Source organism: Streptomyces sp. R11 (assembly GCF_041051905.1).
GTDB lineage: Bacteria > Actinomycetota > Actinomycetes > Streptomycetales > Streptomycetaceae > Streptomyces.
Genome location: NZ_CP163432.1, coordinates 6,010,620 through 6,035,991, shown reverse-complemented (window position 1 = coordinate 6,035,991; position 25,372 = coordinate 6,010,620). Strand labels below are relative to the sequence as shown.

The window sequence follows — 25,372 nt, the reverse complement described above, 5'->3', positions numbered from 1 at the left end:
CCGGGGGGAGGCCACCCTCTCTTTGCGCTCAGACGCTGCGGGTCGGCAGCGGCTTGCCGTACCAGAGCTCGATCAGACGGGCCGCGATCGAGATGCCGTACGGCGGCATGACCTCGCCGGACTCGAAGGCTGCGCGCAGTTCCTCGCGTGAGAACCAGCGGGCCTCGTGGATCTCGTCGCCGTCGACGTTGACCTCGGTGGAGGTGGCGCGGGCCATGAAGCCCAGCATGAGGCTGGACGGGAAGGGCCAGGGCTGGCTGGCGACGTACTCGACCTGGCCGACGCTGACACCTGCCTCCTCGTAGACCTCACGGCGCACCGTCTGCTCGATGGACTCGCCTGGCTCGACGAATCCGGCGAGCGTCGAGAAGCGGCCCTCGGGCCAGTGGACCTGGCGGCCGAGCAGGATGCGGTCGTCCTCGTCGGTGACGGCCATGATCACTGCGGGGTCGGTGCGCGGGTAGTGCTCGGCGCCGCAGGCGGGGCAGCGGCGGATGTGGCCGGCCGCGGCGATCACGGTGCGCTCGCCGCAGCGGGAGCAGAAGCGGTGGGTGCGCTGCCAGTTCTCCAGGCCGACGGCGTGCACCATCAGGCCGGCGTCGCGCGGCGACAGCAGCAGGCCCGCCTCGCGCAGGCCGGCCGGACGGGCGGACTGGTCGATACGGCCGGGCAGCGCGTCCTTCTGGAGGGCGAAGTAGCTGACGCCGTCCTCGTCGATGCCCAGGAAGTAGCGGTGCGCCTCGGTGAGAGGGGCCTCGAAGGAGGGGGTCATGACGAGTTCGGTGCGCCCGTCCGCCGTCTCGTCGACGAGGACCTGACCACCGGAGACCACGAAGCAGCGGGTCGTGGGGTGGCTCCATGCCGCCGCGAGCCAGGCCTCGTCGAGCCGGTGGTGGGCGGCGCGGTCGATGCCGCTCGATGCGGTGAGCGAGATGGGGCGGTCGGCGGTGTGGTCGGTCGAAGTGGTCACGGGTGCTTCCAACTCCCCCAGTGGAACGGTGTGCTTCGGCGGGTGGATCGGCGGGACGTGCGACGGGAGGCGACCGGGTCCATCGGGGCTCGGCGGTGCGGGACGGCTGTTTCAGTGTGCCCCGCGCGCGATGCCCGTCCGGACGGCCAAGGCGGGTCAGGGCGCATGACGCCAGTTCGCGGCCAGGTCGCCCCACAGGTAGGCGGTGGTCTCGACGCCTTTGAGCAGCAGGTCGAGCTCGACCTTCTCGTTCGGGGCGTGCCAGCCGTCGGAGGGGACGGAGATGCCCAGGAAGAGCACGGGTGCGCCGAGGACGTCCTGGAGGTCGGCGGCGGGGCCCGAGCCGCCTTCGCGGGTGAAGCGCACCGGGCCCTCGAAGGCGCGGCTCATGGCGCGTACTACGGACTGCAGGGCGGGATGGCCCAGCGGCGTCAGGCACGGACGCGTGGCCCCGCTGAACGTGATCTCGCAGCGGATACCGGCGGGCACCTGAGTGTCGGCCCACGCGCGGACGGCCTTCTCGATGTGGTCGGGCTCCTGTCCCGCGACCAGCCGGAAGGAGAGCTTCACCATGGCGGAGGACGGGATGATCGTCTTGCTGCCGGGACCCTGGTAGCCGCCGCCGATGCCGTTGACCTCGGCGGTGGGGCGGGCCCAGACACGCTCCAGGGTGGTGTGCTCGGCCTCGCCCTGGGTGGCGTACGACTTGGCGGTGCGCAGCCACTGCTGCTCGTCGAAGGGCAGCTCGGCGAAGAGTTCGCGCTCGCGGTCGGTCAGTTCGACGATGCCGTCGTAGAAGCCGGGGATCGCCACGCGTGCGTGCTCGTCGTGCAGGGCGGCGACCAGGCGGGCGGCCGCCGTCGCCGGGTTGGGGACGGCGCCGCCGAAGGAGCCGGAGTGGATGTCCTGGTCGGGGCCGTACAGCCGGATCTCGCACTCGGCCAGGCCGCGCATGCCGGTGCACACGGTGGGGGTGTCCTCGGACCACATGCCGGTGTCGGACACGATCACGGCGTCGGCCGCGAGCCGCTGGGCGTTCTCCTCGACGAGAGCGCGGAAGTGCGGGGAGCCGGACTCCTCCTCGCCCTCGATCAGCAGCTTCAAGTGCACGGCCGGGGTGGTGCGGCCCGTGGTCGCGAGGTGGGCGCGGACGCCGAGTGTGTGGAAGAACACCTGGCCCTTGTCGTCGGCGGCCCCGCGCGCGTAGAGGCGCCTTTCGCGGACGACGGGCTCGAAGGGCTCGCTGTCCCAGCCGTCCTCGAGGGCGGCGGGCTGCACGTCATGGTGGCCGTAGACGAGGACCGTGGGCGCCTTGGGATCGTCGGAGGGCCACTCGGCGAAGACGGCCGGCGCGCCCGCCGTCGGCCAGACCTCGGCGGTCGGGAAGCCGGTCTCCTTGAACTTGGCGGCGAGCCAGTCGGCGCTGCGGTGTACGTCGGGCGCGTGGTCGGGCTGGGCCGACACGGACGGTATGCGCAGCCACTCGGCGAGGTCGTCGAGGAAGGCGGCGCGGTGCTGCTCGATGTACGTGCGGACAGCGCTGTCCGGGGTCTGGCTCATGGTCACGAGCCTATCGGCCCGCACCGACATCCTCGGTGGGCGGTTCCTCACACTCCGCCTCCGTGACCGGGTCCTCGGTCAGCAACCGCTCCAGTGCCGTCCGGTCCGGCAGGTCGTCCGGTCGTACGACCTCGCCGCTGCGGACGTAAAGGAACGAGGCGTTGACCGATCCCAGCGGCACGCCCTCCTGCTCGGCCCAGGCGAGCCGGTACAGGGCCAGCTGGAGCGGGTCGGCGGTGCGGGTCCGGTTGGTCTTCCAGTCGACGATCTCGTACGTCGCCCCGTCGCCGTCGCCCTCCTTGTAGACGGCGTCGATACGGCCCCTCACGACGCGGCCCGCGATCGCGAGCTGGAAAGGGGCCTCGACCCGGTACGGCGTCCGGTGCGCGTACTCGGTGCGCTCGAAGGCGTCCTTGAGGGCCTCCAGGTCGCGCTCGTCGGCGATCTCGGCCTCGCTGCCGGGCAGGTCGTCCGGCTCCAGCATCGGCAGTGTGAGCTCTTCGAAGCGGGCCTCGACCCAGGCGTGGAATCGGGTGCCGCGGCGCGCGGCAGGTTGTGGAGGACGCGGCATCGGGCGCGCGAGCTCCTGCGCGAACCCTTCCGGGTCGGCGGCCAGCCGCATCAGCTGGGACGCGGTCAACGACGCGGGCAGAGGCACGTCGGTGACGCTCGCGCGGGCGCGCAGGAGCTCTCCGGTGAGGGCGTCGAGGTCGCGGTCCCAGGAAGCGAGGGTGCGGGTCTCCTCGGGGGTGAGCGGTTCCGGTTCCGTCCGGTGGCGGGGTGCGGGCGGTCCGGCAGGGGGCTCCGGGGAGGTCGCCTGGTGCGGGATGGTCGGGCGGCCGGTGCGCCAGGAGTCCCAGTCGCCGGGGTCCGCCTCGGACGGCTGGTCGCCGGCGAAGGACTCGTCGTGGTCGTCCGCGAAGCGCTTGTCACCGGGGGGCCCGTCCGTGAGAGATCCGTCTCGGCGGGATCCGTCCACAAAGGACTCGTCGGCGAAGGACTCGTCCTCGATGGACTCGTCCCCGAAGGTCTCGTCGGCGAAAGGATCGTCCTCGTCGGGCAAATGGTCCGCGAACGCGTCGTCGTCCGGCGGCGGAGGCCAGTCCGGATCGTCGTACGTGTCCGGGTCGTGCATGACAGCCGGGTGGCCGTCCTCTTGGGCGGTGAGGGTCTCCAGGTGGGCCAGGACCGTCTCGGCCGCGGCCCGGCGTCGGGCCAGGGCCGTCTCGTCGAGAGGCAGGGGCCACAGCTGGTCGGCGTTCTCCCGGTGCAGGGCCGGATTCTCCTCGCCGTCGCCCGGCTCGTCGGCCCAGGCCTCGATCTCGCCGTACCCGGCCGCGCAGTGGTCGTACAGGGCCTGCAGGAAGTCGGAGGGTCCGCGGGGCTTCTTCTGGGTGGGGCCCCACCAGTGGCCGGAGCCGAGGAGCAGGGAGCGGGGGCGGGTGAAGGTGACGTAGCCGAGGCGGAGTTCCTCGGTGTGCTGGTGGTCCTTCATGGCCTCGTGGAAGGCCTTCAGGCCGCGGGAGTCCCAGGAGGCGACGTCCGGGAGCGTGTCGGTGTCGCCGCGCAGCTCGTGCGGGAGGACCTTGCCCTGCGCGGTCCACTTCTCGCGGCCCTGGGTGCTGGGGAAGGTTCCCGTGACCAGTCCGGGGACGGCGACGACGTCCCACTCCAGTCCCTTGGACTTGTGCGCGGTGAGCACCTTGACGGTGTTCTCGCCGCCCGGGAGGGCGTTGTCGAGCCCCTTCTCGTACTGGGCTGCGGTGCGCAGGAAGCCCAGGAAGGCGAGCAGGGACGCCTCGTTGTCGCCGGCCGCGAAGGAGGCGGCGATGTCGAGGAAGTTGGACAGGGTCTCGCGGCGGCGGGCGGCCAGCGCGTGCGGGGACGCCGACAGCTCCACTTCCAGGCCGGTGACCGCGAGGACGCGGTGGAGGACGTCCATCAGCGGGTCGGACAGGGAGCGGCGCAGGTCGCGCAGTTCGGTGGCCAGGCGCGCGAACCGCACGCGCGCGTCCGGCGAGAAGGGCAGCCCGTCACCGTCGCCGTCCATCGGCGTCTCGAGGAACGTGTCGAGGGCGTCCGCGAGCGAGATGACCTCGGCGGGATCGACCCCTTCGACGGCCTCGGCGAGGCGGCGGTCCGGGTCGTCGTCGCCGTCCACGCGCGCGTGGGACACCAACCGCCGTGCGCGGCGCCCCAGGAGGGCGAGGTCGCGCGGGCCGATGCGCCAGCGCGGGCCGGTGAGGAGGCGGACCAGGGCGGCATTGGCGCCGGGGTCCTGGAGGACCTCGCAGACGGCGACCAGGTCGGCGATTTCGGGCAGGTGGAGCAGCCCGGACAGACCGACCACCTCGACGGGGATGTCCCGGGCGACGAGCGCGGCCTGGATCTCGGCGAAGTCGGTCGCCGTGCGGCACAGGACGGCGATCTCGCCGGGTTCCTTGCCGGTGCGCACGAGATGCGCGACGGAGTCGGCGATCCAGTCGATCTCCTCGGCATGGGTCGGCAGGAGGGCGCAGCGGACCGTGCCGTCACGCTCGGCGCCCGGGGCCGGGCGGAGGGCCTCCACGCCCGCGTGCATGGCCCGCAGGGGCTCGGCGAGGCCGTTGGCGAGGTCGAGGAGGCGGCCGCCGCTGCGGCGGTTCTCGCTGAGCGCCTGGCGGGCGGCGGGGCGGCCGTCTGCGTGCGCGAAGTGCTCGGGGAAGTCGTCGAGGTTGGCGACGGAGGCGCCGCGCCAGCCGTAGATCGCCTGGCAGGGGTCGCCGACGGCGGTCACCGGGTGGCCGGTGCCGCCCCCGAACAGGCCCGCCAGGAGGACGCGTTGGGCGACGGACGTGTCCTGGTACTCGTCCAGGAGGACCACACGGAACTCGTCGCGCAGGATGGGGCCCACCTCGGGGATCCCGGCCAGCTGCGCCGACAGGGCGATCTGGTCACCGAAGTCGAGCAGGTCCCGCTCCCTCTTGGCCGCGCGGTAGCGGCGCACGAGGTCGGCGAGTTCCCGGCGGGCCGCGGCCGCCTCGGGGACCTTGCGCAGATCGGCGTTGGTGAGCTTGGCGCCTTGCAGGGTGAGCAGCAGCCCGGCGTCGTACGCGCGCAGGGCCTCGGGCCGTACGAGGTGCTCGGCGAGTTCGGCGTCGAGGGTGAGGAGGTCGCTGACCAGGTCGGCGAAGGAGCGGGTGAGTGCCGGGTACGGGCCCGGGGCCTCGCGCAGCACGCGCGCGGCGAGTTGGTAGCGGGTGGCGTCGGCGAGCAGGCGGGACGTCGGTTCGAGACCGATGCGCAGGCCGTGGTCGGTCAGCAGGCGGCCGGCGAAGGCGTGGTACGTCGAGATCACGGGCTCGCCCGGCGGGTTGTCCGGGTCGATGACGTCGGGGTCGGTGACGCCGGCCTTGATGAGCGCCTTGCGGACACGCTCGGCGAGTTCACCGGCGGCCTTGTTGGTGAAGGTCAGGCCGAGGACCTGTTCGGGGGCGACCTGGCCGGTGCCGACCAGCCACACCACGCGTGCCGCCATCACCGTCGTCTTGCCCGATCCGGCTCCGGCCACGATGACCTGCGGGGCGGGCGGCGCGGTGATGCACGCCGTCTGCTCCGGAGTGAACGGGATGCCGAGGAGCTCTTTGAGCTGCTCGGGATCGGTGATACGGGCGGACACCTCAGAGAGGCTAGCGGCGGGCACTGACAGTCGATGCCGGATCACCTTGCGGGCCGGAAGAAGCGCAGGTCAGCACGGGTGGTGCGATCGGTCACTCCGGTTACTGACGGTGCGTTACTCGATCACGTGCCGTCCCTCGGGCCGCGCGCTGCACGACGCCCGGAACGCGCAGTGGGTGCAGTGCTGACCCGCTGTGGGGGTGAACCGCTCGTCCAGGACCTTGCCGGCCGCCGTGGCCAGCAGATCGCCGACCCACTCCCCCTCGGCGCCCTCCAGGGGCTCCTGGCCCTGCACCTTGGGAAGCGTCTCGCCGCCGTCGCGCTTGGCGGCGCCCTGGCGCAGCTGGACGAGTTCGGCCCCGCCCGGCTCGGGGCGTACGCCGTCGAAGGCCTCGTCGACGGCGCCCTCGCTGACAGCGAGCTGATAGACGGCGAGCTGCGGGTGGCGGGTCACCTCGGCCGCGCTGGGGGCCTGCTTGCCGGTCTTGAAGTCGACCACGTAGGCACGCCCTTCGCCGTCGGCCTCGACGCGGTCCATCTGACCACGGATGCGCACCTCGAAGTCACCCGCGCCCAGGGTGACGTCGAAGTCGTGCTCGCTCGCCACCGGAGTTCGCCCCGCGCGGTCCATCACGTGCCACTTGAGGAAGCGTTCGAGCGCCACGCGCGCGTTGTCCTTCTCCTGCGCCGACTTCCAGGGCGCGTCGAACGCGAGCGCGTTCCACACGGAGTCGAGGCGCTCCATGAGGACGGCGAGGTCGGCCGGGGTGTGTCCGGAGGCGACCTCGTCGGCGAGGACATGCACCACGTTGCCGAAGCCCTGGGCGACCGTCGCGGGCGCGTCGGCCTTCACCTCGCGGCCCAGGAACCACTGCAGGGCGCAGGTGTTGGCGAGCTGGTCGAGGGCGCTTCCGGAGAGCACGACGGGCTGGTCGCGGTTGCGCAGCGGCACCTTGGACTCGGTCGGGTCGAACATGCCCCACCAGCGGTAGGGGTGCGCGGCGGGGACCAGCGGGCGGCCGTCCTCGTCGGCGAGCGCGGCGAGCCGAGCCAGGCGGCGGGCGGCGGCCTCCCTGAGGGTGTCCGACGCGCGCGGGTCGACCGTTGTCGCCCGGAGTTCGGCGACGAGTGCGGCGACGGACAGCGGGCGGCGTGGGCGGCCGGTCACGTCCCTCGGTTCCACACCGAGTTCGGTCAGGAAGCGGGAGGGCTGGTCGCCGTCGTCCGCCGGGGCCTTCACCGCGGTGACGACAAGGCGTTCACGCGCGCGTGTGGCGGCGACGTAGAACAGGCGGCGCTCCTCCGCCAACAGCGCGCCCGGCGTGAGGGGTTCGGCTAGTCCGTCGCGGCCGATGCGGTCGGCCTCCAGGAGGGAGCCGCGACGGCGCAGGTCCGGCCACAGGCCCTCCTGGACGCCCGCAACGACGACCAGGCGCCACTCGAGGCCCTTGGAGCGGTGCGCGGTCATCAGGCGCACGGCGTCGGGGCGTACGGCCCGCCGCGTGAGGGTGTCTGCGGCGATGTCCTCGGCCTCGATCTCCTCCAGGAAGTTCAGTGCGCCACGGCCGCCGGTGCGCTCCTCCGCGCGGGTCGCTGTCGCGAACAGCGCGCATACGGCGTCGAGGTCACGGTCGGCGTTGCGGCCGGCCGCGCCGCCGCGGCGGGCGGTCCGCTCCAGGCGCGTGGGCCACGGTGTGCCCTCCCACAGATCCCACAGCGCCTCCTCGGCCGTACCGCCGCCCGCGAGGCGCTCACGGGCCTTGCGCAGCAGCGCGCCGAGGCGCTGGGCGCCACGCGCGTACGTGGGGTCGTGCACCGCCAGGCGCTCCGGCTCGGCGAGCGCACGCGCGAGCAGATCGTCCGAGGGCGGCGGCAGGGGGTTTCCAGCCGCCCGCTCCTCGTCACGCAGGGCCCGCCCGAGGCGGCGCAGGTCGGCGGCGTCCATGCCCGCGAGGGGCGAGGCGAGGAGGGTCAGGGCGGTCTCGGTGTCGAGCCAGGAGGTGGCGGGTTCGTCCGTGGAGTCGTCGCCGACGGGGTCGCCGCCCCGCCGTACGCCCCCCTCGGGCGCCTGGGCCGCCTCGGCCGTGGCCACCGCCCGGAGTGCAGTCAGCAGTGGCGCCACCGCCGGCTCATGCCTCAGCGGCAGGTCGTCGCCGTCGATGTCGAGGGGCACTCCGGCCGCCGTGAGCGCCCGGCGCACGGTCGGGATCGTGCGCGCCCCGGCACGCACGAGCACGGCCATCTCGCCCCACGGAACACCGTCCTCCAGATGCGCCCTGCGCAGGATGTCGGCGACGTTGTCCAGCTCGGTGCCGGGAGTCGGGTACGTGAAGACCTCCACGCGGCCGCCCTCGCGGACCGGCGCCAGCTCGCGGTGGGCACGTACCTTCTCCGCCGGCAGACGGGTCAGCGGCATGCGCTGGGTCAGCAGCCGGGTCGCGGCCAGCAGGGCGGCGCCGGAGCGGCGGGAGGTGCGCAGGACCTCCACGCGCGCGGGGTGGCCGTCCGCGCGGGGGAAGGCGTGCGGGAACTCCAGGATGCCGTTCACGTCGGCACCCCGGAAGGTGTAGATCGACTGGTCGGGGTCGCCGAAGGCCACGAGGGTCCGCCCGCCGCCGGCGAGGGCGTGCAGCAGCCGCACCTGGGCCGGATCGGTGTCCTGGTACTCGTCGACGTACACGGCGTCGTACTGCGCGGCGAGCCGCTCGGCGGCCTCGGGGCGGCGGGCGAGGAGCACCGCGCGGTGGACGAGCTCGGCGTAGTCGAGCACACCCTGCATGTCGAGCACGTCGAGGTACTCGGCGAGGAAGGACGCCGCGGCGCGCCAGTCGGGGCGGCCGATGCGGCGGGCGAAGGCGTCCAGGGCGTCTGGGCCGAGGCCCAGTTCGCGGCTGCGGGCGAGGACCGCGCGGACCTCGTCGGCGAAGCCACGGGTGGTCAGGCAGGCGCGCAGCTCGTCCGGCCAGCGCACATGTGCGAGGCCGAGCCGCTCCAGGTCCGGCTGGCCCGCGAGCAGCTCCCGCACGGCCACGTCCTGCTCCGGGCCGGACAGCAGCCGCAGCGGCTCCACGAACAGATCGCTGTCCTGGTGGGCGCGGACCAGTGCGTAGCAGAACGAGTGGAACGTGGTCGCCTGGGGCGCCCGCGCCGCCCCTATGCGCAGCGCCATGCGGTCGCGCAGCTCCACGGCGGCCTTGCGGCTGAAGGTCAGCACCAGGATGCGCTCGGGGTCCGAGCCGCGGGCGATGCGCTCCGCCACCGACTCGACGAGCGTGGTGGTCTTACCGGTGCCCGGACCTGCGAGAACGAGAAGCGGACCGCCGGCATGGTCAACCACGGAGCGCTGTGCCGCGTCAAGACGAGGGGGAGCCACTCGGACCGGCGGGGTACGCACCAGCCGGTAAGCGCCACGGGCTCCCTGTCGCACCTGGGGGTGCGACAGGCGCCTGGTGGAGAAAGAGGAGCTCACGTGGTTCGCCGGTCCTGGTGGGTGTGCTGGTGGGTCGCCTCTCCCGCGTGGAGGGCGGTGGCTGCGAGGTGAGGGCGACACGTGCAGCCGACGCTACGCCGCGGGGTGGCGTGGAAGCAGGGCTTCCGGTTCATCCCTCCGGGCACTCGTGGCACGTGCGTCCCTCGACTCACGAACGTACGTCATGCCACGGGCGTGCCCTCTTTCCCCCGTACGGATCACAGGTCACACAGCGGGCCGTCCGATGGCGGAAGCTGTCAGGTGTGACCCTGTGCGCGTTCGCCGCCGTCCCAGCGCGCCCGTCTCATGTCGAGGCGCGGCAGGTGGCCCTCGGCGGCCCTGCTCGCCTCCTTCAGCGGTGTGCTTTCCGCGCGGTAGTGCTCCAGCGCCCGCAACTCGTGTCCGGGCAGCAGGGCCCCGTCCGCGCGGACCACCCGCCACCACGGAACGGCGCCCCCGTAGAGGGCCATCACCCGGCCGACCTGCCGCGGACCACCCTGCTCCAGCCACTCCGCGACGTCCCCGTACGTCATGACACGTCCGGGCGGAATCAGGTCGGCGACCTCGAGGACGCGCTCGGCGTACTCCGGCAGCGCGTCCGCGTGCTCCGGGTGGGCCCGGTCGTACTCCGGGCGGGTACCGTCCGGAAGGCTCTCCTCGCTCATCCGGCCCATCCTGCCGCACCCCACCGACAATGTGACGCGCTCGCCACTGTGCGTGTGCCTCGCCCGGAGGCGAAGCTTCGGGCAGACTGTGCGCCCCCGCATTTGCACCCTGATGCCCCCGTGTGTCGGTGGGGCATGCCACCATCGTGCGGGCGGTGACTGGTGATACGAGACCAAGAAGAGACGATGAAGCAGCAGGGTGTGCACCCGGAGGACGCGGAAAGCACCTCTGACGCTTCGTCGCGCCCGGACGCCGCGAACGCCGCGAACGCCGACAAGAAGGACTCCGGCGACAGCGACGGCGGCAAGCAGGACGAGCCCGGCACGAGCGACGCCGGCCGCAAGGCCGTCGAGGGCAAGGCCGGGTACGACCTCGAAGAGGTGCACGCCGACGAGGTCGAGGGCGACGAACCGCTGCTCCCCGCGCGCGTGCACCGTCCCTCCGACCTCATGCGGCTCCTCGTGGGTGTGCTGGGCATCGCCCTGCTGCTCGCGATCGCCGCGTTCGCGCACGGCACCACCTCGGGTCTCGAGCAGGACATCAACAAGGGCACCGGGCAGGCGCCCGACTTGTTCAGCAAGATCGCCGGGCTCGTGTCCAGCATCGCGATCCTGCTGGTGCCCGTCGCCTTCGCCATCGAGCGCCTGATCAAGCGGGACGGGCTGCGGATCGCCGACGGCGTTCTCGCCGCCGTCCTCGCTCACGGCGTGACGCTCGCCACCGACCTGTGGGTCGCGCGTGCCGCCCCGGACTCCATCCGGGACGCGCTCACCCAGCCGTCGCCCGGCGACGTCGGCTCCCTCACCGACCCGGTGCACGGTTACCTCGCTCCGGTCATCGCGTACATGACGGCCGTGGGCATGTCCCGCAGACCCCGCTGGCGTGCGGTCCTGTGGGCGGTCCTGGTCCTGTACGCCTTCTCCATGCTGGTCACCGGCTACACCACGCCGTTCTCGATCCTCCTGACGCTGCTGATCGGCTGGACCGTCGCCTACGGCACGCTGTACGCGGTCGGCTCGCCCAACGTCCGGCCCACGGGGCGGACCCTGATGGCGGGCCTCAGGCACGTCGGCTTCCGCCCGGTGAGCGCGGCCCGCGAGGAGGTGGCCGAGGAGTCCGGAGACCGCGGCCGGCGCTACTTCGTCACCCTCGAGGAGGGTCCGCCGCTCGATGTCACGGTGGTCGACCGGGAGCAGCAGGCCCAGGGCTTCTTCTACCGCGCGTGGCGCAATCTGACGCTGCGCGGCTTCGCCACCCGCAGCAGCCTCCAGTCGCTGCGCCAGGCCCTGGAGCAGGAGGCGCTGCTCGCCTACGCGGCGATCGCGGCCGGCGCCAACGCGCCCAAGCTGATCGCCACCTCCGAGCTCGGCCCGGACGCCGTGATGTTGGTCTACGAGCACACCGGCGGGCACACCCTGGACTCGCTGCCGGACGAGGCAATCACCGACGACCTGCTACGCGACACCTGGCTCCAGGTGAAGGCGCTGCAGTCCCGCCGCATCGCCCACCGCAGGCTGGTGGGTGACGCGATTCTGGTGGATCGTTCCGGCAAGGTGATCATCACCGACCTGCGGATCGGCGAGATCGCGGCGAACAATCTGCTGCTGCGCATGGACATCTCCCAGCTGCTGGTGACGCTCGGCCTGCGCGTGGGCGCGGAGCGCGCGGTGGCCTCGGCGGTGGGCGTGCTCGGTCCGGACGCCGTGGCCGACTGCCTGCCGATGCTGCAGCCCATCGCGCTGAGCCGCTCCACGCGCGCGACGCTGCGCAGACTCGCCCGGGACAGGGCCCAGCGCGAGCGTGAGGCGGTGCTGGAGGCGTCGCGGCACGCCAAGCACGCGCGCAGCGAGGAGGCCGCGGACGATGGCGGGCCGGTACTCGACAAGCCGGACACGGAACTCGACAAGAAGATCGACAAACCGGAAAAGCCGGACAAGAAGGCCGTACGGGCGCAGGCGCGGGCCGAGAAGCGGGCCATCGACGAGGCACTGGACGAGGCGCGCGAGGAGGATCTGCTCACGCAGATCCGCCATGAGGTGCTGCTCATCAGGCCGCAGGCACCCGTCGAACCGGCTCGACTGGAGCGCGTGCGGCCGCGCACGCTGATCAGCTTCATCGCCGGTGCCATCGGCGCGTACTTCCTGCTGACGCAGCTCACACACATCGAGTTCGGTCCGCTCATCGCCAACGCCCAGTGGGGCTGGGTGGCCGCGGCGGTGCTGTTCTCGGCGGCCAGCTACTTCGCGGCGGCGATGGCGCTGCTGGGGTTCGTGCCCGAGCGGGTACCGTTCCGGCGGACCGTGTCGGCGCAGGTCGCCGGGTCCTTCGTGAAGATCGTCGCACCGGCCGCGGTCGGTGGGGTCGCCCTCAACACGCGGTTCCTGCAGCGCGCGGGAGTGCGGCCGGGGCTTGCGGTGGCGAGCGTCGGCGCGTCACAGCTGTTCGGGCTCGGCTGCCACATCCTGATGCTGCTGGCCTTCGGCTATCTGACCGGCACCGAAAAGACGCCGTCGCTGTCGCCGTCCCGGACCGTCATCGCGGGTCTGCTGACGGTGGCGGTGCTGGTGCTCGTGGTGACGTCTGTGCCGTTCCTGCGGAAATTCGTCGTCACGCGCGTGAGGTCGCTGTTCGCGGGTGTCGTGCCGCGCATGCTCGATGTGCTGCAGCGGCCGCAGAAGCTGGTCACCGGCATCGGCGGCATGCTGCTGCTGACCGCCTGCTTCGTGATGTGCCTGGACGCGTCGATCAGGGCGTTCGGCAGCGACGGGACCTCGATCAGCATCGCCAGCGTGGCCGTCGTCTTCCTCGCGGGCAACGCCCTCGGCTCCGCGGCCCCGACGCCGGGCGGCGTCGGCGCCGTGGAGGCCACCCTCACCGTCGGTCTCATCGCCGTGGGCCTGCCGAGCGAGGTCGCCGCACCCTCGGTGCTGCTGTTCCGGCTGCTGACACTGTGGCTGCCGGTGCTGCCGGGCTGGCTGGCCTTCAACCACCTGACCCGTAAGGGCGCGCTATGACACGAGCGGACTTGTCCTACGAGGACCAGGGAGTCGTACGTTGTAAGGGCACGTAAGCGGGTGAGGCGCAGCCGTACCTCGTACGGACCGCGCCCCGAGCGCCCCACCATGTACGACCGCAGGATGGGACCATGCCGAACCCTCCCCGGAAGCGCGCCGCTGCCCTGACCGCCGCCGCCCTGCTGCTGTCCTCCTTGCTGGCCGGCTGCAGCGACGACGGCTCCGGGGACGAGGACCTCGCGGCACAGGAGCTGAGCTGGAAGGATTGCCCGGCCCCCTCCCAGGCCCAGGGCGGCGCGGGCAGCCCGTCGCCTCTGCCGGACGGCGACTCATGGCAGTGCGCCACCATGAAGGCGCCCCGTGACTGGGACGACCCCAAGGGCGACACGATCGACATCGAGCTGATCCGGGCGCAGTCCAGCGGCGACCCGAACCGGCGCATCGGCTCGCTGATCTTCAACTTCGGCGGGCCCGGCGCCTCGGGCGTCACCACGCTGCCCGCCTTCGGCGACGGGTACGAGAAGCTGCGCACTCGCTACGACCTGGTGAGCTTCGACCCGCGCGGGGTCGGCCGCAGCGCGCCCGTGCTGTGCGAGAACGACCAGCAGCTCGACGCCTACTTCCAGCAGGACACGACGCCGGACGACGCCGCCGAGCGGACCGAACTGGTGGACAGCACCAAGGAGTTCAACGACGCCTGCGAGGAGAACTCCGACGGGATGCTGCCGCATGTGCGCACCACCGACGCGGCGCGCGACATGGACCTGATGCGCCAGGTGCTCGGCGACGACAAACTGCACTACTTCGGCATCTCGTACGGCACCGAACTGGGCGGTGTCTACGCCCACTTGTTCCCCAAGAACGTGGGCCGCGCGGTCTTCGACGCGGTGGTCGATCCGACACAGAACTCCGAGCAGGGCTCACTCGGGCAGGTCAAGGGCTTTCAGCTCGCGCTAGACAACTTCGCGGAGGACTGCACCTCGAAGACCGAGGACTGTCCGATCGGCGACACCCCGGAGGACGTCAAGAACCGCATGGCGAAGCTGCTGAAGGACCTCGACAGCAAGCCGATCCAGGGCGTCTTCCCGCGCGAGCTGACCCAGAGCGCCGCGACCAACGGCATCGCGCAGGCGCTGTACTCGCAGGACCTCTGGCAGTACCTCACCGAGGGGCTGGAGCAGGCGTACGACGGTGACGGCAGGATTCTGATGCTGTTGTCCGACTCGTTGAACGGGCGCAGCGAGAACGGCGAGTACAGCAACATCACCGCCGCCAACATCTCGATCAACTGCGCTGACGACAAGCCTCGATACACCCCGGCAGACGTGGAGCAAAAGCTGCCCGAGTTCCGGGCCGCTTCGCCCCTGTTCGGCGACGCCTTCGCCTGGTCCATGCTCAGCTGCACCGACTGGGCCGTGCCGGGCGCTGCCGACCATCCCGACGTGAGCGCACCCGGCTCCGCGCCGATCCTCGTCGTGGGCAACACGGGCGACCCGGCCACGCCGTACGAAGGCGCACGGCGGATGGTGGAGGCACTGGGCGAAGGGGTGGGCGTCGAGCTGACGTACAAGGGGCAGGGGCATGGGGCGTACAACAGCAAGAGCAAGTGCGTGCAGGACTCGGTGAACGGATATCTGCTGGACGGGAAGGTGCCGGCGGCCGGGACCGTCTGCTCCTGAGACCGCACCGAGAGTCCAGAAAACAGCAGGTCAGAGAGTTATCCACAGGCCCCGACGGCGTTTTCGTGATCCGCCTACTATGGCCTGACCGCCATCCGCGGCACAGTGCGGAGGGCCCGCGAGGGGGGAAGTGGCATGGCGCGTTTCGTACGGTGGACGGCTCTGACGGCCGCAGCCGCGCTGTTGGCAACGGGCTGCAGCGGGGGCTCGTCTTCGGACGGCGCGGAGGCCGGCGGGGAGACGAGTGGCGCGAGTTCACCAGGCACCTCCACGGGCTCGGCGACCACGCTGCCGACCTCGCTGACCTCGCAGAAACTCGACTGGGGGCGATGCAAGGCCGCCGGCGGCGCCCCCGCGCCGGGCGACGAGTGGCAGTGCGCAACGCTCAAGGCACCCTTGGACTGGGCTGAACCGGACGGCAGGACGATCGACCTCGCCCTGATCCGCGCCAAGGCCGGCGGCGACGACCGCATCGGCTCGCTCCTGTTCAACTTCGGCGGCCCCGGCAGCTCAGGAGTTTCCACCCTGCCGTGGTACGCCTCCAACGCGTCCGAACTGGGCGAGCGGTACGACCTGGTGAGCTGGGATCCGCGCGGAGTCGGCGCCAGCGAGGGCGTCCGCTGCCGCAGCGACAAGGAGATCCAGGCCGCCGAGTCGGTGGACATCACGCCGGACACCCCGGTCGAGGAGACGGCGTACTTCCGGGATGCCGCCGCCTTTGGCAAGGGCTGCCTGAAGTCCACGGGGAAGCTGATGGCACATGTGTCGACCACCGACACCGCCCGCGACATGGATCTGATGCGCCAGGTCCTCGGCGATCCGAGGATGCACTACTTCGGCATCTCCTACGGCACCGAACTCGGCGGCGTCTACGCCCACTTGTTCCCGAAGAACGTGGGGCGGCTGATCCTGGACGCGGTCGCCGACCCGAGCGCCGACGCGTCGGGGCACGTCGAGAACCAGGCCAGGGGCTTCCAGCGCGCGCTGAACAACTACCTCGAGTCCACCGGTCGGGGTGCCGAGAAGGGCACGCAGGAGATCGTGGACCTGCTGAAGCGGATCGATGAGAGCCCGCTCCCGACCGGATCCGAGCGAAAGCTCACCGAAGCACTCGCGCTCACGGGCCTCCTCAGGCCGCTGTACAGCGAGGCGAGCTGGCCGACCCTGACCAGTGCGCTCGATGCGGCCGAGCAGGGAGACGGCTCGGAACTCCTGGCGCTCGCCGACGAGTACAACGACCGCGACCCGTCAGGGCACTACGTCACAGGGACCCACTCGCAACGGGTCATATCGTGCCTGGACGACAAGCAGCGCCCCACCGCCGCGGAGGCGAGGAAGCTGCTGCCGCGATTCGAGAAGGTCTCACCCGTGTTCGGACCCATGCTGGGCTGGGACACGGCCGGCTGGTGTCACGACTGGCCGGTGGCCGGACAGTACGAAACCCCCGAGGTGAGCGCGCCGGGTGCGGCACCGATCCTGCTGGTCGGCAACACCGGCGATCCGGCGACACCCTACGAGGGCACCCGGAAAATGGCCGACGAACTCGGCAAGGGCGTGGGCGTGACGCTCACGTGGAAGGGCGAGGGCCACGCCGCCTACGGGAAGGGGAGCGACTGCGTCGACTCGGCGATCAACGCGTACCTGCTTCAAGGGACGGTGCCCAAGGACGGCAAGGTCTGCTCATGACGGTGGCGGGGGCTTCGAGCACCCGTGGTGCGCGCAGCCCCCGCCACCGGAGCCGGTTCCGCCCTGGAGGCGAAGCCGTTCGCTCAGTAGACCGGCAAGTCAGGCCACATAAGGGCTGGCCTGCGCACTTCCTGCATCTTCACCCCTCCTGGGCCGTCGTGGGGCCGTCATCGGTATCCGGGCCGTCCGCGAAGGCACGGTTCACCGCCTCCCGGTCCGCTTCTCGCTGCTGGGCATCAGGTGCGTGTACGTGCGCAGCGTGAAGCCCGGATCGTGGTGCCCCAGGTACTCGGACAGAGCTTTGATGCTCTCCCCCGCGTCCAGCAGGACGGACGCGTAGAAGTGCCGCAGCGCGTGCATTCCGCTGGCTCGGCCGCGAGAGACGCCAGCCGCATCGAGAGCCGGATGCCAGGCCCAACGGTTGAAGTCGTTGCGGTTCACCGGTCGCCCCTGATCTCTGTGGAAGAGCACGGATGCCGTGACCGGCGCCCCGTCGACCGCCCGCCACGGCAGCGTCACAGCCGCGGGCGGGTGCTGGCTGATGTGCTCCTCGACCGAGCGAGCAACGCTCTCGGGTAGCGGGACCGTGCGTGTCTTGGCTCCCTTGGGCGGCGCGAACACTGGGCGGTTGCGGATCAGCTTGACCTGGCGGACCACGTGGACCACTCCCTCGATGAAGTCCAAGTCTTCGACCGCGAGCCCCAGAACCTCGCCCTGCCGCAGGCCGCATCCCCCTGCCAGATCCACCATGACCCGGTGGTGCTCCGGCAGTGCCGAACGAACCGCGAGCACGCGCTCACGCGGCCATGGGACGACCCGGCGAGCATCGAGCTTCGGTGCCCGCACGGACGACGAACGGCATGGCGCGCCGCCTCTGCGGCGCGCTCGGCGGCTGCGGGCATGAAGTGGGAGACACCCTCTGTGGCTGGGGCGGTCGGCTCCACGGCTTTAGGCAGCCACCATGGGGCGAGCCTCGAAGATCATGGCCCCAACGTCGTGCTTTAACGGGCAGGTCCACAGACTGCCCGACTCGCCGGAAGCTTACGGGGCCATGATCACTCGCCCCATGGCAGCTCCCGCCCAAAGCCGCTCCACCGACCTCGTGGATGTCTGCGCGTGGCCACGTCATCTCTCCTTGGCATCACGTGGAGCGTAGTAATTGTTGCGGACGGTGATCAACGGAGGTGAAGCTGAGCTGGATGCACCGGATCCCAGCGAGCGCGGACGGAACCGCGCAGGTCGCGGTGCGCGAGGAGAGCGTGCGATGCGGATGATGATGAAGGCCCGCATGGACACCCAGATGTCGAATCAGGTGACGAAGGGCGGAGCGATGCCTGACTCCGTGAAGTCGGCCATCGAGCGGCTGAAGCCGGAGGCCGCCTACTTCACTCCCGAGGGCGGGCGTTCCATGATTCTCGTATTCGACATGCAGGACAGCTCAGAGTTGCCCTCCATCGCCGACCCGTTCTTCCAAGAGATGGGCGCGGAAGTCACATTTGAGCCGGTCATGAACCTCGACGAATTGCAGAGGGGCCTTGCTGCCCTGAAGTAGCTTCGGGACGAAGAGGTCTCCTCTTCCAGACTGACGACGGCCGGGCGCAGTGTCTGGGCCGTCTCTGGGCCGTCCAAGGCCAGCCGACGCCGACCGACAACGACAGAAACCCACGGCATCTGAGCTGGTCAGAGCCGTGGGCTTCATTTGCCTCGCTGGTCAGCGAGAGCGCTGTTTAGTAGACCGGCTTGTCCGGCTCGATCTGGTTGACCCAGCCGATCACGCCGCCGCCGACGTGCACGGCGTCGGAGAAGCCCGCGGACTTCAGGACCGCGAGGACTTCCGCACTGCGGACACCCGTCTTGCAGTGCAAGACGATCTTCTTGTCCTGCGGGAGGCTCTCCAGGGCCGTGCCCATGAGGAACTCGTTCTTCGGGATCAGTCGGGCGCCGGGGATCGAGACGATCTCGTACTCGTTGATCTCGCGGACGTCGATGATGTCGATGTTCTCGCCGTCGTCGATCCACTCCTTGAGCTGCTTCGGAGTGATCGTCGAGCCGGCGGCGGCCTCCTGGGCCTCCTCGGAGACGACGCCGCAGAAGGCCTCGTAGTCGATGAGCTCGGTGACGGTCGGGTTCTCGCCGCAGACGGCGCAGTTCGGGTCCTTGCGGACCTTGACCTGGCGGTACTGCATCTCCAGGGCGTCGTAGATCATCAGGCGGCCGACCAGCGGCTCACCGATGCCCGCGAGCAGCTTGATGGCCTCGTTGACCTGGATGGAGCCGATGGACGCGCACAGCACGCCCAGCACGCCGCCCTCGGCGCAGGAGGGGACCATGCCCGGGGGCGGGGGCTCCGGGTAGAGGCAGCGGTAGCAGGGACCGTGCTCGGACCAGAAGACGGAGGCCTGGCCGTCGAAGCGGTAGATCGAACCCCAGACGTACGGCTTGTTCAGCAGCACGCAGGCGTCGTTGACCAGGTAGCGGGTCGCGAAGTTGTCCGTGCCGTCGACGATCAGGTCGTACTGGCTGAAGATGTCCATCACGTTGTCGGCCTCGAGCCGCTCCTCGTGAAGGATCACGTTCACGTACGGGTTGATGCCCTTGACGCTGTCACGCGCGGACTCGGCCTTGGAGCGGCCGATGTCGGACTGGCTGTGGATGATCTGGCGCTGCAGGTTCGACTCGTCGACCTCGTCGAACTCCACGATGCCGAGCGTGCCGACGCCCGCGGCGGCCAGGTACATCAGCGCCGGCGAGCCGAGGCCGCCGGCGCCCACACACAGCACCTTGGCGTTCTTCAGCCGCTTCTGCCCGTCCATCCCGACATCCGGGATGATCAGGTGGCGGGAGTACCTGCGAACCTCGTCTACGGTGAGCTCGGGGGCGGGCTCGACCAGGGGTGGCAGCGACACGGGGACTCCGTTGGTCGGTCTATCACTACAGTTGTTCTCCCCGTAACAGTGCCATGGCCTTTTTCATTCCGAGACACCTGTTCCGATCCGCGAGACGATTTCGTCCCAGTAGCCGGGCATGGTCTCCCAGGGGTCGGTGCGCCCGCCGCGATCTGTGCGGTCGGTGAACCAGATGGTCGCGGCGCCCTGCCAGCGGGCGATGCGCAGTGCTTCGTCGAGATGCCCGAGGGGCACTCCGTGGACGAAGTGGCAGAAGCGGTCGGGCGGATAGTCGGCCGTCCACTCGGCAACCTGGGACCAGCGGTAGTCGCTCCACGAGCCCCGGAAGGTGACCAGTTGGTCGGCGCACTCGGCGTAGCCCGGGTGCGGGTGGGTGCCGTGGCCGAGGACGATGTGGGCCTCGTCACGCAGGGCGCGGAGCGTGCCGACCGTGCGGCGGACCTCGGGCAGGGCGGCGCGTTCGGTCGGGCAGCGGTCGAGGAAGAAGCCGTCGACGAGGTACCAGTCGAGGTAGCGGTGGGCCTCGGCGATCAGCTCGTCGAAGGGGCGGACGCCGTGGGTGCCGCGGTGGCTGCTGTCGGAGCGGGCCGCGCTGCGGTGGGGCCTGCCGGCGTGGGTCGTGCCGAGGTGAGCTCTGTCGAGGTGCGCCCTTTCGAGACGGGTCGTGCCGATGTGGGCTGTGTCGAGGCGTGCCGCGTCGAGGTGGCCGAGGACGCGGACTCCGGCGTTGCGGAGTCTGCCTGCGGCCTCCAGGCAGTGGGGGTCGGGGCGGGCGCCGGGGCCGTCGGCGACGTTGAGGACGACCCAGTCCAGGGGGGTGCCGGGGCGGGTGAGTTCGCCCCACTCGGTCGGGGCGAGCAGGGGGTGCGCATACCCGGGGATGCCGAGGCCGGTGCGGAAGTCGGTGTTCGCTGTGGTCGGCGTGGCGCCGGTCAGATACGGCATGCCGCCTCCATCCAGATATCGCCCAGGGACTCTTCGAGGTTGATCCGTGGGCGCCAGCCGAGGCGGTCGCGGGCGGTGCGTACGTCGGCCTGCTGCCAGCTGCCGCAGCCGTCCGGGTACGGGTACGCGGCCGGGGAGACCTGGCCCGCTTGGGCGGCGTGGGCCGCATGGGCCACGTGCGTCGCGTGGGCGGTGTGGCCGGCGTGGGACAAGTGGTCCGAGTCCGGGCGCGGGTGACCGATGGATGCCCGCAACGGGCCGGGCGGGCCGTCGAGTTCGTGGAGCGCGCCGCCATAGCCGGCCACGCGGGCGAGCACGGCTGCGGCGTCGCGGAGGCGGACGGCGCGGCCCGAGCCGATGTTGATGACGCCCTGCGCGGCGGACAGCGAGGCGGCGTGGACCGCGCGGGCCACGTCGCGGACGTCGATGAAGTCGCGTTGGGCGCCGAGGCCGGTGAGTTTGAGCTCGCCGTCGCCCGACTGCATGGCGCGGCGCATGGCCTCGGCGAGGCGGCCGAGGGGGGAGCCGGCGGGGGTGCCCGGGCCTGCGGGCGAGAAGACCCGGAGGACCACGGCGTCCAGGCCGGAGCCCAGGACCAGTTCGGTGGCGGCGAGTTTGCTGACGCCGTACGGGCCGCCGGGGCGGGGGACGGCGTCCTCGGCCGTGGAGGAGCCGGGCTGGCTCGGGCCGTACTCGGCGCCGCAGCCGATCTGGACGAGGCGGGCGCCGCAGCCGCTGCGGCGCAGGGCCTCGCAGACGGTGGCGACGGCGACGGTGTTGTGGCGGGTGAGTTCGCGGGCGCCGCCTCTGGTGGCGCCGGCGCAGTTGATGACCACGCCAGGGTGGACCGCGTCGAGGAAGCGGGTGAGGGCGCCGGGGCTGCCTGAGGCGAGGTCGAAGCGGACGTCGGCGTCGTCGCCGCGGCCCAGCGCGGTGAGTTGGACGGCGGGGTCGGCGAGGAGGCGGTCGGCCACGAAGCGGCCGAGGTAGCCGTTGGCTCCGATCAGCAGGACTCTCATCGGGCGGCTCCCGGGGCCGAGGGGTGGTCGGGTCGGGAGGTGATCATTTGGGGTTCTCCTTCGGGGGCGGACTTCAGGCAGAGGGGCTTTCGGGCCGGAGAGGGCTCTGGGCAGGAGGGGCTTCGGGCGGGAGGGGGCTTCGGGGCAGAGGGCGTTCGGCGTGGCTGTGGGGGCGTATGCCTGCGGCGGCCTGGGGCGCTGGGTGGGGGCTCGCGTCGCGCCTGCGGGTGCGTTGGGGGTCGGGGCCGCCCCCGGGGGTGTCCGTCCTCGGTCGGGCGGTTGCCGTGGGACAAGAAGGGCTGCTCGTTGACGCCCGCCGGTGCGGGCGGACAGCCCCCGGCACGTCCCCTTGCCGCCGTGCGCGGGTGCGGGCACGACGTGGTGGCTGTCGCGTCAGCATGTGTCGTCCGCCTTCGCGTGTGCCGATGCCCTCGTCACCGTGCGCATTGCGTGTAGCAGGAGGGTCAGAGCGCCCGCGCCGCAGGCGATGGTGGGGATCGCAGCCGGGCCCCATGTGTCGATGAGCGTCTGAACGGGGGTCGCCAGGAAGGCGCAGCCGGGGAGGCGGGCGGCGAAGAGGGTGGCCAGGGCCGTTGCCTCGGCCGAGCCTGCGGCGGTGAGGACGAGTGCGGGGGCGTGGGTGAAGCCGTGGGTGGTGAGGAGGCGGGAGAGGAGCAGGAGGGCGCCCAGGGTGAGGGTCTGGGGGTAGGCGAGGGGCTCGTTGAGGGTGGTCGTCGTGAGGGCCAGTAGGGCCGCCAGGGCACAGAGGTAGAGGGCGAACGTGCCCAGGAGCAAGGGTTTTGCCGAGGTGGCGAACTCCTCCAGGGCTCGGCTCGCCGAGAGTTTGCGGCGGGCTCGAACGTCAAAGAGGTGGGCGCACCAGGCCGCCGGGGCGCAGGAGAGCGCGAGGGCCAGTACGGGGGCTGTGGTGAGGGGCCAAGGGCCTTCGGCGGTGCCGGTGGGGAGGGCGTCCGGGCCACCGGTGGCGGCTGCCTGGAGGAGGCCGTCGCCGAGGAGGGCGTAGGCGACGAGCCAACTGATCCGGGGGGTGGTGGGATGCGCTCGGTCCTTGCCGGCGAGGGGGCCTCGGGCCAGGGCGGCGCGTACGGCGAGGGCCACGGCCAGGGTTCCTGCGGCGGCCGCGATCACGCGGGACTGACCGTGGGTGAGGTGCAGGGCGGTCACCGTCGCCGCGCAGAGGGCTCCGGGGAGGAGGGTGAGGAGAATCCAGTCGGCTCGGGCGCGGGGGGTGTTGAGGGCCGGGGCGCCCGGGCGTGACTCTGCATCGCGGGGCACTCGGGCGTACATCTCCTCCGCGAGGGAGAAGACGTCCCGGTGCAGGAAGCGGGAGGCGGTGCGGTCGGTGATGCCGTGGGCTTCCAGGCCGGCTGCGATGTCCAGGGGGTCCACCGCGCGTTCGCACAGGTTTCTGTGACGGTGCATCAGCGCCTTCACGGGATCCGCCCCCGTGCGACGGCTGGGGGTGGAGGCGGGGAGGGGGTCGGTGGGCGCTGGTCGGGTGCCGGTGGTGCGCGTGGGAGCGGGGGTGGGGGCGGGGATTCGTGCGTCGGCGGTGGTGGTGGGCGGCACGTCGGCTGCGCCTTCCCCTGCGTCCGTCGTTGCCGGTGTGCCTTTCCATGCGTCGATCGCTGCCGGTGTGCCTCCCCATGCGTCTGTCGCTGCCGGTGTGGCTCCCCATGCGCCCGTCGCTGCCGATGCGCCGTCCCCTACGTCCCTGCCTGCCACCGAGCCTGTCCGCACGTCCATCTCGGCCGCCGCGTCCGTGGCTACGTCCATCTCGGCCGCCGCGTCCGTGGCTACGCCCATCTCGGCCGCCGCGTCCGTCCCGACATCCGACACTCCCGCCGCGTCGTCCCGCGCGTATGCGTCCGGCGTGAGCCACTCCTCCGAGCGCCCGTCCCATGCTCCGGGGCTGGTGGGGGCGCCGGGGCGGTCCAGGCCTCCCAGGCCGTTCATCGCGCTCCCTCCGTCGCGGGCAGTGCGGTGGCGCGTAGGGGGGCTCCTGGCGGCCGGGAGGGGCCGCCGCGGGCGACCAGGCGTGCGGTTCGGTCGGTCCAGCGGCCGGGGACGTGGGCCTCGGCGGGGACGGCGAAGGGCAGAGGGGCACCGGAGTCGTCGAGGACGACGCGGCGGACCGGAGTACGCGAGACGATCTCCAGGTAAATGCCGTGAAATGCTGTGACGTTCTGCTCGACGGTGAACAGTTCGAGCGCACGCGCGCGTGCCGCCGCGCCCAGGCGCTCGCGGCGCTCGGGGTCGCGCAACAGCGCCACACAAACCTCGGCGAGCGCCCGGGGATTGCGCGGCGGGACGACTAGACCGGTGCCGCCGATGACCTCCACCACCGCGCCGACGTCGGTGGACACCGTCGCACGGCCGCAGAACATGGCCTCGACCAGGCCGATCGGGAAGCCCTCCACGACGCTGGACAGGACGGCCACGGCGCCTGAGGCGTACGCGTCGGCGAGGTCCGGGACCTCCGGGCCGCCGATCTCCTCGAAGGAGACCGGGTTGTCGCCGACCGTGTGCGGGCCCTCGGCCTCGTCGGGGAAGAGCTGTGCGGCCAGCACCTTGCAGTGGCCGAGGTAGGCGGCACCCTCGGTACCCGAGGGGGTGCCGACGATCCGCAGGCGGGTCTTCGGCTCCTCCTTGCGGACCTCGGCGAAGGCGTGCAGCAACGACACCAGGTCCTTGGCCGGTTCGACGCGGCCGACCCAGACGAGTGTGTCCGGGTCCGAGCGCTCAGGGCCCTCGCCGACCTCGGCGAAGCGGTCGGCGTCCATGCCGGGGTAGACCGTGCGGAGCTTGGCGCGGTCGGCGCCGCAGCGTTCCTGCCAGCGGCGGGCGTGGCCGTTGCCGGGTGTGATGAGGGCGGCCCGGGCATAGGACTCGGCGGCGAGCCTGCCGTGGAGGGCGGCGAGCAGGGAGCGCACGGCGGGCGAGGAGTCGGTTTCGGCCAGGTAGTGCGTGCGCAGCCGGACGCCGTACTCGGTCAGCAGCATCGGTACGCCGTGGAAGTGGCGGGCGAGCAGGGCGGGCAGGGCCGCGGCGCCGCCGGACGCGGCGTGGCACAGGTCGACCGAGCCCAGGCCGTCGTCCTCGTACCAGTCGAGCGAGAGGGGGCGCAGGGCGCGTTCGAGATGCGCGGCGGCGGCCAGCAGATCGGGGACGCGCGCCTCGCGCGCCGTGCGCAGGGCGCCACGTGCTCGGCAGGCGCGCTCCAGGGTGCGTACGGCGGACTCGGAGCGGAGCGCTCCCACCAGCCCGCCCTCGTCGCGGGCGAGTTCGGCAAGGCCGTACAGCGCGTTGCCGAAACGGTCCGCCTCGGTGGCCGACGCGTCCTCGGGGGTTCCGGAGGCGTCTTTGGTGGCCCCCGCGCAGAGCACGGCCACCAACTCGCCGTAGCAGTCGGCGAACCGCCGGCGCGCACGGCGCCCGTACACCACCCCGTCGTCCTCGGCCGCCCACAGCGGCGCCGCGCGCACCCGGCTGACCTGCGGTGGCAGCGGGATCCAGCCCTCGTCCTCCTGGCGCTCGCTGCGGCTGAGCGCGTAGATGTCGAACTCGTGCTGTCCGAGCCCGCGCACGAGCCGGTCGCACCAGAGCCTGGCGTCACCGCTCACATACGGATAGCCACCCTCCGCAATCAGTCCGATGCGCACGAGTACACCCCCGATCTCCCTTAGGGGAGCCGCCGTTCCCCCGGCGGCTCACAGCGGGACGAACGTATGCGGACAAGGCGGTGGCGCGACGGACGGTTGTCCATCGCGCCACCAAAAG

General features: G+C 71.7%; 15 protein-coding genes. 4 read left to right on the top strand and 11 right to left on the bottom strand.

What is annotated here, in order from left to right:
• Positions 1-28 precede the first annotated feature (28 nt).
• The 5 genes from nudC to AB5J55_RS27965 all read right to left on the bottom strand — a co-directional run bounded on the left by nudC (position 29) and on the right by AB5J55_RS27965 (position 10,321).
• On the bottom strand, positions 29-970 hold the full coding sequence (nudC, locus tag AB5J55_RS27985) for an NAD(+) diphosphatase (protein ID WP_369273280.1): 942 nt from the start codon (positions 968-970) through the stop codon (positions 29-31).
• A 156-nt stretch (positions 971-1,126) separates the two neighbouring features.
• Positions 1,127-2,530, bottom strand: a complete 1,404-nt coding sequence (locus tag AB5J55_RS27980; RefSeq protein ID WP_369273279.1) for a dipeptidase — start codon at positions 2,528-2,530, stop codon at positions 1,127-1,129.
• Positions 2,531-2,540: 10 nt separating this feature from the next.
• On the bottom strand, positions 2,541-6,188 hold the full coding sequence (locus AB5J55_RS27975; protein ID WP_369273278.1) for a UvrD-helicase domain-containing protein: 3,648 nt from the start codon (positions 6,186-6,188) through the stop codon (positions 2,541-2,543).
• Positions 6,189-6,302: 114 nt separating this feature from the next.
• Complete coding sequence (locus tag AB5J55_RS27970) at positions 6,303-9,656, bottom strand: ATP-dependent helicase (protein WP_369273277.1); 3,354 nt, start codon at positions 9,654-9,656, stop codon at positions 6,303-6,305.
• A gap of 257 nt (positions 9,657-9,913) precedes the next feature.
• Entirely contained in the window at positions 9,914-10,321 is a 408-nt protein-coding gene (locus AB5J55_RS27965; RefSeq protein ID WP_369273276.1) for an MGMT family protein, read from the bottom strand.
• Positions 10,322-10,507: 186 nt separating this feature from the next.
• On the opposite strand from AB5J55_RS27965, the gene AB5J55_RS27960 reads away from it, so the two are divergent.
• The 3 genes from AB5J55_RS27960 (at position 10,508) to AB5J55_RS27950 (ending at position 16,701) form a co-directional block, all read left to right on the top strand.
• Positions 10,508-13,336 carry a lysylphosphatidylglycerol synthase domain-containing protein gene (locus tag AB5J55_RS27960; RefSeq protein WP_369273275.1) on the top strand — a complete coding sequence of 943 codons (2,829 nt, stop codon included), beginning with the start codon at positions 10,508-10,510 and terminating at the stop codon, positions 13,334-13,336.
• Between the two features lie 131 nt (positions 13,337-13,467).
• Complete coding sequence (locus AB5J55_RS27955; RefSeq protein WP_369273274.1) at positions 13,468-15,015, top strand: alpha/beta hydrolase; 1,548 nt, start codon at positions 13,468-13,470, stop codon at positions 15,013-15,015.
• Between the two features lie 135 nt (positions 15,016-15,150).
• Entirely contained in the window at positions 15,151-16,701 is a 1,551-nt protein-coding gene (locus AB5J55_RS27950; protein WP_369273273.1) for an alpha/beta hydrolase, read from the top strand.
• Between the two features lie 201 nt (positions 16,702-16,902).
• Here AB5J55_RS27950 and AB5J55_RS27945 read toward each other — a convergent pair whose 3' ends face one another.
• Positions 16,903-17,451 (bottom strand): tyrosine-type recombinase/integrase, encoded by a 549-nt coding sequence (locus AB5J55_RS27945; protein WP_369273272.1) that lies wholly within the window; start codon positions 17,449-17,451, stop codon positions 16,903-16,905.
• A gap of 514 nt (positions 17,452-17,965) precedes the next feature.
• Here AB5J55_RS27945 and AB5J55_RS27940 point away from each other — a divergent pair.
• Positions 17,966-18,253, top strand: coding sequence for a DUF3303 family protein (locus AB5J55_RS27940; protein WP_274815459.1), 288 nt, complete (start codon positions 17,966-17,968; stop codon positions 18,251-18,253).
• Between the two features lie 175 nt (positions 18,254-18,428).
• On the opposite strand, the gene moeZ is transcribed toward AB5J55_RS27940, so the two are convergent.
• The 5 genes from moeZ to AB5J55_RS27915 form a co-directional block, all read right to left on the bottom strand.
• The gene (moeZ, locus tag AB5J55_RS27935; RefSeq protein ID WP_369273271.1) at positions 18,429-19,607 is read right to left on the bottom strand and encodes an adenylyltransferase/sulfurtransferase MoeZ; all 1,179 of its coding nucleotides are present in this window, start codon (positions 19,605-19,607) and stop codon (positions 18,429-18,431) included.
• 63 nt (positions 19,608-19,670) lie between these two features.
• The gene (locus tag AB5J55_RS27930) at positions 19,671-20,552 is read right to left on the bottom strand and encodes a spherulation-specific family 4 protein (RefSeq protein ID WP_369273270.1); all 882 of its coding nucleotides are present in this window, start codon (positions 20,550-20,552) and stop codon (positions 19,671-19,673) included.
• Complete coding sequence (locus AB5J55_RS27925) at positions 20,540-21,571, bottom strand: NAD-dependent epimerase/dehydratase family protein (RefSeq protein ID WP_369273269.1); 1,032 nt, start codon at positions 21,569-21,571, stop codon at positions 20,540-20,542. Before AB5J55_RS27925 ends, AB5J55_RS27930 begins: the two co-directional genes overlap by 13 nt.
• Positions 21,572-21,964: 393 nt before the next feature.
• A complete protein-coding gene (locus AB5J55_RS27920; protein WP_369276321.1) occupies positions 21,965-23,131 on the bottom strand; it encodes a hypothetical protein in 1,167 nt (388 codons plus the stop codon).
• A gap of 413 nt (positions 23,132-23,544) precedes the next feature.
• On the bottom strand, positions 23,545-25,254 hold the full coding sequence (locus tag AB5J55_RS27915; RefSeq protein WP_369273268.1) for a DUF3492 domain-containing protein: 1,710 nt from the start codon (positions 25,252-25,254) through the stop codon (positions 23,545-23,547).
• Positions 25,255-25,372: the final 118 nt, after the last annotated feature.